Annotated in this window: 11 protein-coding genes; 3 read left to right on the top strand and 8 right to left on the bottom strand. The window is 42.5% G+C overall.

The genetic code is table 11. The features are described from left to right. Positions 1–3: 3 nt before the first annotated feature. The 8 genes from G4D54_00815 to G4D54_00780 form a co-directional block, all read right to left on the bottom strand. Entirely contained in the window at positions 4–786 is a 783-nt protein-coding gene (locus G4D54_00815; GenBank protein QJA01052.1) for a ParA family protein, read from the bottom strand. 15 nt (positions 787–801) lie between these two features. Beyond that, entirely contained in the window at positions 802–1,566 is a 765-nt protein-coding gene (locus G4D54_00810) for a ParB/RepB/Spo0J family partition protein (protein QJA01051.1), read from the bottom strand. Between the two features lie 11 nt (positions 1,567–1,577). Beyond that, positions 1,578–2,288, bottom strand: coding sequence for a 16S rRNA (guanine(527)-N(7))-methyltransferase RsmG (rsmG, locus tag G4D54_00805; protein ID QJA01050.1), 711 nt, complete (start codon positions 2,286–2,288; stop codon positions 1,578–1,580). Between the two features lie 1,291 nt (positions 2,289–3,579). Next, entirely contained in the window at positions 3,580–4,197 is a 618-nt protein-coding gene (locus tag G4D54_00800) for a DNA-binding protein (protein QJA01049.1), read from the bottom strand. Between the two features lie 219 nt (positions 4,198–4,416). Next, complete coding sequence (locus G4D54_00795) at positions 4,417–5,097, bottom strand: LytTR family transcriptional regulator (protein QJA01048.1); 681 nt, start codon at positions 5,095–5,097, stop codon at positions 4,417–4,419. A 26-nt stretch (positions 5,098–5,123) separates the two neighbouring features. Further along, positions 5,124–5,849, bottom strand: a complete 726-nt coding sequence (locus G4D54_00790; GenBank protein ID QJA01047.1) for a carbohydrate deacetylase — start codon at positions 5,847–5,849, stop codon at positions 5,124–5,126. Between the two features lie 62 nt (positions 5,850–5,911). Next, positions 5,912–6,616 (bottom strand): MBL fold metallo-hydrolase, encoded by a 705-nt coding sequence (locus G4D54_00785; protein QJA01046.1) that lies wholly within the window; start codon positions 6,614–6,616, stop codon positions 5,912–5,914. A gap of 258 nt (positions 6,617–6,874) precedes the next feature. Then, positions 6,875–8,137 (bottom strand): UDP-N-acetylglucosamine 1-carboxyvinyltransferase, encoded by a 1,263-nt coding sequence (locus G4D54_00780; protein QJA01045.1) that lies wholly within the window; start codon positions 8,135–8,137, stop codon positions 6,875–6,877. A 258-nt stretch (positions 8,138–8,395) separates the two neighbouring features. Between G4D54_00780 and G4D54_00775 the strand changes: the two genes are divergently transcribed. The 3 genes from G4D54_00775 (at position 8,396) to G4D54_00765 (ending at position 12,264) form a co-directional block, all read left to right on the top strand. Beyond that, the gene (locus G4D54_00775) at positions 8,396–9,880 is read left to right on the top strand and encodes a DUF1846 domain-containing protein (protein ID QJA01044.1); all 1,485 of its coding nucleotides are present in this window, start codon (positions 8,396–8,398) and stop codon (positions 9,878–9,880) included. Positions 9,881–9,927: 47 nt separating this feature from the next. Next, positions 9,928–11,601, top strand: a complete 1,674-nt coding sequence (locus G4D54_00770; protein ID QJA01043.1) for an aryl-sulfate sulfotransferase — start codon at positions 9,928–9,930, stop codon at positions 11,599–11,601. 303 nt (positions 11,602–11,904) lie between these two features. After that, positions 11,905–12,264 carry an arsenate reductase family protein gene (locus tag G4D54_00765; protein QJA01042.1) on the top strand — a complete coding sequence of 120 codons (360 nt, stop codon included), beginning with the start codon at positions 11,905–11,907 and terminating at the stop codon, positions 12,262–12,264. The last annotated feature ends 6 nt before the right edge of the window (positions 12,265–12,270 follow it).

The following is a 12,270-nucleotide window of genomic DNA, read 5'->3' as shown; positions in this document are numbered from 1 at the left end:
TCCCTATCTGGCTTTTGCTTTCTTATTCATCTTCACAACTTCATTCGACAGCCCTGCATATGCCTTTGCGCCTTCACAGCGGACATCGTATTCAAAAATGGACATTCCTCTGGACGGTGCTTCACTCAGCTTGACATTTCTAGGTATGTAATTCTTATAAACGCGATCCTTAAAGTGCTGACGTACCTCCTGCTGTACCTCAACGCTCAGCTTTGTTCGTGCATCATACATTGTAAGCACAACACCCTCAATCATCAGATTACGGTTGAAGAGCTGCTGTACCAGACGAATGGTCAAAAGCAGCTGTGTAACTCCCTCCAATGCATAATACTCACACTGTACCGGTATAATTACAGAATCCGCTGCAGTTAAAGCATTTGTATTCAACAATCCCAAAGAAGGCGGACAGTCAATGATGATAAAGTCATATTCATCCTTGATCAGCTCCAGCTTATTCTTTAGCAGCTCTTCTTTTCCTACTTCAAATTTTACCATTTGCAAATCGGCTCCCGCCAGTGCAATACTTGCAGGAACAATATCGATTGGTGGAGATGTCAGCTTCTTCCGGATATCCTCCACCTTGTAATCCTCCATAATCAGATTATAAACAGAAAGCTTATCCTCACCGACCTCTGCACCGACACCCTGAGTGGCATTTCCCTGGGGGTCAAAATCGACCAGAAGCACTTTATTGCCAAGGTATCCCAAGCCTGCAGCAAGGTTAATTGATGTCGTCGTCTTACCTACGCCGCCCTTCTGGTTGGATACCGCTATGATTTTACCCATAAGATCATTTCCTTTCTATTTTGGAATGCGAATGGTAATGATTACTTCATCCTCATGTTCCTCTTCGTTTATTTCTGCCGCTGTACCGGCGCGATTCACCATACTGACCGCCTGATGGATCGTATTGATCGCGATTTTAATATTCTTGCTGATACCCTTCAGCATCACTTTTTTCTTTTCTTTTTTCGGTTGTGCCTGTTCCTTCAGCATTTTTTCCGTCTGTGCAACCGTCATGCCCTTTTTCACAATTTTTTCGAGGGCATCGTGCTGTTTTTCTTCATCCAGCCCAATCAGTGCCCGTGCATGCCGTTCGCTGATTTTTTTAGTACTGACAGCCTCCTGCACATCCTCATCCAGATTCAACAGACGGATTTTATTCGCAATAGACGACTGACTCTTGCCGACACGCAATGCCAGCTGACTCTGATTCAGTCCGGAATATTTCATGATCTCCACATAGGATTTCGCTTCTTCAATCGCACTCAAATTCTCTCTCTGGATATTTTCAACCAGTGCCATTTCCGCCATTTGCACTTCATTGGCATCCATGATCAGAACCGGTACATCAACAGCACCGTTCAGCTTCAGTGCACGGAATCTTCGCTCACCTGCAATAATCTGATATCTTCCATCCATCTCGCGAACCGTGATTGGCTGAATCAGCCCGTTTTCACGAATGGATTGTGCCAGATCCATCAGCGCTTCATCATCAAATTCCAGACGCGGCTGATAAGGATTCGGCTCGACCAGATCAATATCCACAATTCTTGTATCTTTCATTCTATTCCTCCTCAAAGGGGATTTTTCTTCATCTGTGCAAACGGTCTCGGATATTTCTTCGGTGTCGGTCTCGTTTTTACAAAAACGAAATTGATCCGCTGTGATCCATCTGACAATGTATGCACATCCCTCTGCTTCATTTCACAACCCAGAAGTCGAATTGCTTTTTCAGCCAATGCGTATTCTTCATCCCCATTGGCACCCTTTAGCGCGAGGAAGCTGCCCTGCTTCTTCACCAGCGGTATGCACAGCTCACTTAGTAGCGGCAGATTCGCCACAGCTCTTGCACTGACGATATCAAAGCTTTCCCGATGGTCCTTTGCATAGACCTCAGCGCGTTCATGCACACAGGCAACGCCCTTGAGCTTCAGCTTGTCGCATAATGCATTTAAAAAAGTAATTCTTTTTCCCAGAGTCTCCACAATTGTCAGCTCCAGCTCGGGATATATGATTTTTAAAGGTATTCCCGGAAAACCTGCCCCCGCCCCGACATCACAGAAGCTGCCCTGTATCGACATATCAAAGGAAGGCAATATGGAATCCAGAAAATGCTTTTCATAAATCTCATCCGGATCGGTTATGGCGGTTAGATTTATCTTCTGATTCCATTCGATCAACATGGATGCGTACTCTTCAAACTGCCGAAGCTGATGCTCCTGCAATATCATACCGTGCTTTGCAAGCACCTTGGAAAAGTCTTCTTTATGAAATATATTGGACATAGTATCCCTCCAGCACCTACTATTATATCAAAGAACACTCTCTAACTAAACATTTTGTTTGTGAATTTTCCACATAGAGCAGCTCGTAATATGTAATCGCTTTATAACAGGGAGAAAAACAGATATATTGAACCTGTAGGCTATTGTCTTACTGCAACATGTAGGTAATAAAAGTTCTTTCTTTGAAATAGCTACGGGTTATCCATAGCATATGATATGAATGAAGTTCATACAGCAGCAGTTCATATCTTGTGAGAACTCCAACAGCACTGTGATTCAAGTGGATAAGTGAAGCGTCAAAAAAACCTCTGACAGCATTTCACATGTGCCAGAGGCTTTATCATTTACTTGTATTTTATCACATCCATTTCTTCTTATCTATGTCTTTGTATAAGATACAAATCTTAGGATTCAAATCAAATTACAATACATCATGACAAGCTTTCAATGAACGCTTCGTATTTGAACTATTAATGGAATCTGCAGTATTTTCTTTCAACCATATCTGTTGCAGGTTGCTGATTTGCTTTATCCCTGCTTCTTACGTAATCTGCATTCCTCCTGATGCTTTCTATATTTTTTCCTGACTTTGCCGGAAGTGATGGTTCTTATGATATCCTTCCAATCTCATCAGTTTAGATAGTTTCAGGTTCCATATGACATCTTTTTGTTAACCGGATACACATCCTGATCTTTGTAACGGACAACAATTCTCATGTTTCGTTTCTCATCAGTTTCTCCTTAAACGCTTGCTTTCCCATCAAATCATAGTCCAGCCGGTCATAAGATATAGATCTATTTACTTAACCATCGATATTCAACAGCCGTTCGATTTGTCTACTTGTATTAACATTCAAATTACCTTGGAGTTTTCTGTTTTACCAGTTGATACGATCACTCATATCATTTCCTGATACCTTGTCTGCTGTCACCAGTTCTTCTTCAGGCTTAAACTTCCGATGATCCACACCGTATTTCCGTTTTACGTTAGATTATTATGATATTCGAATAACTTTCTTTCCACTGACAAGCTCCTATACAAGAAACCCTTTCACGCATCAGCTTCTAATGACAAGTTCCAGAATAATCTAACTAGCTAACTGTCCCATTTTCTCACCGCTCTCTTTTCTTTGTTATTTCTTTTACACCTTTATTATATTCGCTGAACAGCTGCTGTAAAGGGTTGTGGAATAATTTGCAGAAATTTGGAATAATTGGTAATTTACCTACGTTATACTTCCCATAATCTCATTTCTGCTAGAATCCCCAAGCAAAATTAGAGTCCAAATTTTCAATGATAGGCAGGGGATGTAACGATAATCTTTATTGTTTTATATGCCTGATTCCCATGCCCGTCATACGCAGATATATGAACAGTATGAACGCCAACAGCATCCTCATCAAAACTACAGGTCTGGTTATTTTCATCACAGGTATATTCATAATAGCGGTATGCTTTATCCCCATCTTTTTCCTGCAAATCAAACTCCACCTTATCATAGGGTCGAACATCATAAACCTTCAGGTAATCACTTAATCTAACGTTGGGATCACTTTCTATGTTCACTGGTCCCGTATATTTTATAATTGGAGGATCCCTGTCAACAATTGTCAAATTGAAAGCCCGGCTTGTCTTATACCCTTTGCAGCTAACTGTTACCGTAAGCAACTGTTCTTTATTGATAATGGAATCATCATAATGAAACAGGACAGTCGCATCCTTGGCAGAAGAATCTAATTCTACAAAATCTTTCTCGGCCAGTGACTCTCCCCAAAGTATTTCTCTTGGGCTATCTTCCTTAATGAAATGAATGGCTTCTTCTATACCTCTCATCCACGTTACATAGCAAACAACACCAAAAGCCATACAAAGTAATAAGATGAAAAGAATAATTGATTTCTTTCTCATAGTACCATTTGAATTGAACCACTACCAGGCCAATAGGTCGATTTTACATCAATAGAAACAAATTGCACGGAAGATACTCCATTATAGTTAACTGCTAACTTTCCCATCTTTTCACCGCTCTCTTTCTTTTGTAATGCCGTTTACACGTTTATTATATACAACATCGCATATATGTAAATTTTTTTGGAATAATTTACAGGTAAATGGATTTTTGTGATCTTACTCTATTAAGCTATGGAAGGCGCTTAATACCTCTGCTTTCTTCGATCTGGAAATGGGCAGATGCAACGATGGCAGCATGACCATATCATTCTCGATTTTCATAATATACATAATATTTACCAGATAGCTGACATGAATCCAGAGAAAGTTATACGGTTTGAAGATTTCATAGGCATCCTTCATATTCTTACGCTCACGGAATTCCCCGCGCCGTGTATGATATACAAGCAGCTTTCCTTCTTTCTCAATATAATAAATATCGCTGATTTTCAATGGCACCTTTACATTGTTATAAGAGAACAAATACTCATCCTGATTGCGGAGAAGCTTTTGCATATGAGGAAGAATTCTCTCCATCTCTGATTGGAGATGTTTGCGTTCCACATAAAATATACGTGAAAACGGAAGAATCTGCTGTTCAGATGCACTGATTTTCGTCTTTGTATAGATGATGATACGCTGAGGCTTACGTAAAACAAAGGATTGTGTTATTCTGGGAACTTCCATTTTTTCATGAAAAATTACGACATGAAATTCCTTCTCCGCCTCCGCTTTTGCGAACTGGGATATCTTTTTAAAGCAGTAGAAGCAGCAGTCCTCCTCCTGCAGGTACTGTGCAAGAGAAAACATGATGTTTTTCGCAGCCTCTTCATTTTCCAATATCGCTATTCTCAGCATAAGCATCACCCCCGCGTCGTTCTGTTTTATACTTCCTTATAGGTACACAATTGTATCTGATATCTCTGAAGCAGAGCAGCCGCTTCTTCACTGCACAGGATTTCCAGCTCCTTCATGCGCTTTAATGAATATGAGGTTGTTTCATACAGAAACTGATCAATATAGGCGGGATGGCACATCAAATCCGTTACCTCGTGATCCGAAATGTTAGCGCAAACAGCCTCCAAAGCTGATAGGGATACTCCGGAATCATAGAAATCCATAGATAGCTTCGCATGCGGAAAGGATACGGGATATGTAAAGCCGCCGCGAAATGGCAATGCATACTCCTTATTCAGTCTTTCCATCACCTTCTGCAGCTTGCCGGTTGTATGAATGTGGTGATGGGAATCCAGATGATCAATCCGAATACCATGCGCAAGAACACAGTCTATCTGTGCCTTTAATTCCTCATACATTTCCGTTTCACTATAACCTGCAAGATCGTCCTGTTTGTGGAAATAGCCGGTTTCCGTAACCAGGGTTTTATGTGTGGATAGCAGCGGGCGATAACAGGTAAGATTGAGATGTACACCCACAGCCATATCCATATCCGGATACTCGTGATACAGCTGAACTGCATGGGCAAAGCCTGGCATATTCGCCATAATCGAAGTCGATGTGACAATTCCCTCCTGCATACCCTTTAATATGCCATGATTTACCGCCTCACTGAAGCCGAAATCATCCGCATTCACAATCATTCTTTTCATTTGTTTCTCCTCCTTTTATACAGCTTTATTATACGCCGTTTATAGGAAAGAGTATATGGTAACTAGCGGTTGTTCAGCATTGCGTATTTATATGCCATCATAATTATCTGATCTGCATGGCTGCCGATCACCGGTATACCGTGTCCGCCGGCTACAATATCCGGATGCAGCTGAAGCCGCCAGAGCTTTTGAAAGCTTTCCAGCAAACGTAAGCCGTCATATGCCATATCGCCTTTCCATCCGGTATAGGCTGCTTCACCTGTTTCTCCATCCGCAAAAAACATGTCACCGCTGAAAAGCACTGCCTCCTTATCCAGCATTACATGATAAAGCATGGAGCCGCTGGTATGTCCCGGCATGCGCAGTGCATGGATACACAGACCTCCTGCGGAAATATCCATATCCTCGTGAATACATACATCCGGATGACACGGTGGCATCACATGATTGGTAAATGGGCTTTCCGGGCCGAAATTTCCGGTGATCATATTCTTTTCATCGCCCGCTCCTACATAAATTTGTGCCCCCATGCTTTGAAACCAGGAAGAACTGCCCGCATGATCATCATGACCGTGCGTCAAAAGAACATGCGTGATTTTGTGTTCGGATATATTCCAGTAAGCCATATTCTGCCGTATGATATCCAGTGCATCATATCGTCCGCAGTCAATCAGAATATAACCGCTGTCATGCTGAAGGGCATAGACATTTCCCAGCTTGCCATATACACCTCCGGAAAGTAGATACAGATGTTCTCTTAATTTCATATACATTCTCCTATCTGCCATATTTCACAGGAAACAAGACCCTGTATTAAGGACAGTATATCATATTCAAAGGTCTGCCTGCGATTTTTTTCTATGCGCAGTGAAGTCCGGTTGCCTAACCCTTCAACATTTCTCTGTCTCATTTTCGCAGAATAGAATCTTCCATATCCGGCAGAATGAATAAACGGAAGCACCACTGCCTGCGGTAATTCCGGGATCGAAAAAAGAACCGCCGTTGCCAGCCGTTCTTCTCTTTGCTTATTCTACTGTTTCTCTCCATATTTTTGCGCCGAGAGCTGTGAGCTTTTCATCGATATGCTCATATCCGCGTTCAATATGATAGATGTTGTGTATGGTTGTAACACCATCTGCGATCAGTCCTGCAATCACAAGACAGGCACCGCATCTTAAATCTGTCGCATAGACCTCGGCACCAGATAACGGTGTTGGCCCATTGATAAAGGAGCTCGGTATCATTACATTGATGTTTGCCCCCATCTTGTTTAATTCCTGACAATGCTTGAACCGTTCTGTATAAATCGTTTCCGTTACAATCGACTGTCCCTGTGCCTGCGTCAGCAGTGCTGTCAGCGGCTGCTGAATGTCTGTCGCAAAGCCCGGATATGGCAGTGTCTTGATATCCGCAGCCTTTAAGTCCCTGGAAGCGCGAATCACCACATTATCCACACCGATTTCCAAATCTGTACCGATTTCCTTCAGCTTGGAAAGCAGTGCCTCCAGATGATGCGGAATAATATTGTCGATACGTACCTCCTTTGCGGCTGCGGCGGCAAGCACGATATACGTGGCAGCCTCAATTCTGTCCGGGATGATTTCATGAAAGCATCCCGCCAGCTGATCCACACCGTCAATCGTAATAACATTTGTACCGGCACCACGGATATTGGCACCCATTTTATTCAGCAGTGTTGCCACATCAATAATCTCCGGTTCCTTGGCGGCATTCTCAATCGTTGTTCTTCCCTTTGCATGAACGGCAGCCATCATAATATTGATGGTCGCTCCCACACTGGCGATATCCAGAAATATCTTGGTTCCTGTCAGCTGTGGTGCATCCAGAATATAGGAGCCGTGGTCATAGCGTATTTCAGCTCCTAATGCTTCAAAGCCCTTTAAATGCAAATCAATCGGTCTGGGTCCCAGATAGCAGCCTCCCGGCATTTTAATTTCCACATGGCCGTATTTGCCCAGCAGTGCTCCCATGAAATAATAGGAAGCGCGAAGTTTATTTACAGCGTCCTGTACCAGAGGACGATTTTCCATTGAAGTTGGATCTATAACAATGGTATCAGAAGAACGGATGTCCACCAGAACACCCAGATCTCTCAGCAGTACAGACAGGGATTGTACATCAGATATTTCAGGAACTCCACAAATAGTAACTGGTCCATTTGCCAGAATGGCGGCCGGGATCAGTGCAACCGTGGCATTTTTCGAACCACTGATTCTAACTGTCCCCTCTAATGCATGCTTTCCTTCAATCTTTATAACTTCTTCCATGACAATTCTCCTTCCAGTATTACTATTTTATTGTGATTTACTGTTCGCGTGATTCTTTACAGGCGCAAAAGTGCATTATTATTATAAAGCATTTCAGGACAGATATCTATATAAAAAGAAAAATCTTAAGAACTTGTCATTTCCTGCATACGAATCCGCTGTACATCATAAAATATTCCCGATTTTTTCCCATTTAATTAGTAAATGCATGTCTTTTTTGGTATAATACGAAATAGTGGGTTGAAAAGGAGTGGAACGATGAAAGAAATGGCATTTGATAATGACAAGTATTTAAAACTGCAATCCAAGCACATCTTGGAACGGATCAGCAATTTTGACAATAAATTATATCTGGAGTTTGGCGGAAAGCTGTTTGATGATCACCATGCTGCCAGAGTTCTGCCGGGATTTCAGCCGGATAGTAAACTGGAAATGCTCCTTGAGCTGAAAGAGGAAGTGGAAATCGTCATTGCGGTATCCGCAAATGATATAGAGAAAAACAAGATACGAAGCGATATGGGCATCACCTATGATGTTGAGGTGCTGCGTCTGATTGATGCATTCCGTGATACCGGGCTGTACGTCGGCAGTGTTGTCATCACACAATATGCGAATCAGGCTTCTGCAGATACCTTTAAAGCACATCTGGAGCATCTGGGTGTCCATGTTTATCTGCATTATCCAATCGCAGGGTATCCGAACAATATACCTTTGATCGTATCCGATGAAGGCTACGGCAAGAATGAATACATAGAAACAACAAAGCCGTTGATCGTTGTAACGGCACCGGGACCCGGCTCCGGTAAAATGGCAACCTGCCTGTCTCAGCTCTATCATGAGCACAAACGCGGGATCAAGGCGGGATATGCGAAATTTGAAACCTTCCCGATCTGGAACCTTCCGCTGAAGCATCCGGTGAATCTGGCTTATGAGGCTGCAACCGCGGATTTAAACGATATCAATATGATCGACCCGTTCCACCTGGAGGCATATGGGGAAACGACTGTCAACTATAACCGTGATGTAGAAATTTTCCCGGTTCTGAATGCCATGTTTGAGAAAATCCTTGGAACAAGCCCTTATAAATCTCCAACGGATATGGGTGTGAATATGGCAGGCTACTGCATTATGAATGATGAGGCCGCAAAGCGTGCCAGCAGCGATGAGATCATACGCCGCTATTATAAAGCCAGAGTAGATTATAAAAAAGGACATACGAGTGAAGATACCATCGGTAAGATAGAAATCATCATGTCACAGGCGAACATTCAGCCTGAGGAGCGAAATGTTGTGAAACCCGCACTGGATAAATCTGAAGAAACAGAGGCACCGGCTGTGGCAATCGAATTGCCGGACGGGCGGATCGTAACAGGAAAAACAACCTCATTGCTGGGGGCAAGCTCTGCCGCTTTGCTGAATGCATTGAAGGCACTGGGTAATATTAACGATGAAATTCCACTGATTTCACCAAACATCATCGAGCCGATTCAGAAGCTGAAGGTGAACTCTCTGGGAAATCATAACCCGAGACTGCATACGGATGAAATTCTGATTGCGCTATCTATCAGTGCAACCACCAATCCGGTATCACATCTAGCCTTGCAGCAGCTGGATAAGCTGAAGGACTGCGAAGCACACAGCACGGTAATTCTGTCCCAGGTGGATGCGAATACCTTCCGCAAGCTGAATGTCAATCTGACATGCGAAGACAGATATCAGACGAAAAAGCTATACCACAGATAATATGGACAGTCCCTTCGGACTGTCTTTTTAACTGCAGCAGGATTCACATGGTATTGCCCTTATTTTTGAAAAGCGTTCACAGCTGCTTCAGAAAAACTTCACAGAGCATTGATACAATAGCTGTGGTGATAAAAATGAACAAAAAGAAAAGAAGTGCTATGATTTTAACGATTGTGACGGTATCTCTATGTCTGGTGACCTGGCTGTCCAAGCCAAATACGACAAATACGATTGGCAGTATTGTTTCCGGAAAAACAGCAGTAAAGGAAATTTATAATGTGGAAAAGCAGAATACCATTCGTAAAACTCTGGATGAACAGATTGCACAGGGGAGCCACAGCGAAAACAATGCTTTGATGGTCTATAATCCGTTTGGTACAAACACACTTTCCATGTATACTTATTTCACAACTGCACAGGGGGCGAAAATCAGCTACACGATCCATGTGGAGGATGATAAGATTGCGGATTTCACACGCACATTGAACAGTGATTATACACGAACACACGAATATCAGCTGATTGGTCTAATACCGGATCACGAGAATACGATTACCCTGCATATGGAATATGAAGACGGTACGAATAAGGATGTCACATATACCTATACCTGCGGCTCCCTAAGAGGAAACGAATCCATTCAGCTGGAAGCAAAGGAAGGTAGCAGCAGAGAAGAGCTCAGCGATGGTCTGTACGTTATTCTCGGTAATGACAGTGATGAGGATGACTTCATGTATTATTATGATAACAACGGTATCCTGCGCGGTGAGGTTCCAATTGAAGGCTATCGCTCACACCGTCTGCTGTTTGCGAATGAACGCATGTATTACAGTATCAGTACAAATAAGATGGCTGAGATGGATGCACTGGGACAGATTACCAATGTATTTGATCTGGGAAACTATGATCTGCATCATGATTATGTCTTTGATGATAACGGAGATATGCTGATTCTCGCGACCGATACGACAAAGGATACTGTTGAGGATATGATTATCCGCCTTGATGTTTCCAGCGGTGCCGTGTCTCAGGTCGTGGATATGGGGGATTTGTTTCCTACCTATAAGGCTTCTGTATACGACAAAGACAACGACGAGCTGGATTGGACACACCTGAATACCATTCAGTGGATGGGAGATAATGAAATTCTTGTAAGCAGCCGGGAAACTAGCACCATCGTCAAAATCACGGATATCTATGGTACACCGGAAATAGCGTATATGATGGGAGAAAAAACCTATTGGGAAGACAGTGACTATGCAGACCTGCTGCTGGATAAGGCGAACAGCTTCACCTCGCAGACCGGACAGCATTCCATAACCTATGTGGAAGACGATTCTCTTGCGGATGGTCAGTATTATCTGTATATGTTCAATAATAATTTCGGATACTCTTCCACGAATACAGCCTATGACTGGAGTCAGCTGAATATCCCTACCGAGGTGAAGGCAGAGGATGCTGTTAGCAAATATTACAAATATCTGGTAGATGAAAGCAAGGGCACCTATGAGCTTGTGGATACATTTGATGTTCCGTATTCCCCCTATGTATCCAGCGTGCAGAATATCGGTGGCAATACTATTGTGGACAGTGGTATGGCATTTAATTTCCAGGAATATGACAGTGACCATACGCTGATTCGTTCCTTTACCATGGAGGGTGAAAAGTATATTTACCGGGTTTATAAATACACCTTCGACGGCTTTTACTTCAATCAGTAAATTTATTGGGTACATCACGGTACCCTTTTTTTGTTACAGGCTTTTAACAGGAACCGGGATATCACCTTATGAATGTTTATACGATGGCTGGAAACGGATGTAGGCATGCTTTACCAAAAACATGCCGCAATTCATGATGTATGAAATCCTTTGCATGTTTATCGAAAGCAGATTGCATTTCTACCTGATATATAAATAGGAATTATTCATTACATTTGCTTATTGTACCCTTCCTACAGGCAATGTATTTGCAATTTCATGTATTCTTGGTTATGATTATAAAAAAGATGGGAGACTGAAATTATGCGTATGCTGTTTATTGAATATCCAACCTGCTCAACATGCAGAAAAGCAAAGGAATATCTGCAGGATGCCGGAATGGAGCTGGAAATTCGCCATATCGTTGAAGAAACACCTACTGTGGAGGAGCTTCGTGCGTGGGTAAAACAGAGTGGACTGGAATTAAAAAAATTTTTTAATACCTCCGGAAATGTTTACAAGGAGCTGAAGCTGAAGGATCGTTTGAAGGAGCTTAGCGAGGAGGAGCAGCTGAATTTACTTGCCGGAAACGGTATGCTGATCAAGCGTCCGCTGCTGATCTGTGAAAAAGGAATTGCGGTCGGATTCAAGGAAGAGAAATATAAAAATTTATGTTCAGAATAACAAATA

It is taken from the genome of [Clostridium] innocuum (assembly GCA_012317185.1).
GTDB lineage: Bacteria > Bacillota_I > Bacilli_A > Erysipelotrichales > Erysipelotrichaceae > Clostridium_AQ > Clostridium_AQ innocuum.
Note: the sequence above shows the minus strand (reverse complement) of the source record. Positions and strands in the feature narration are given on the sequence as shown.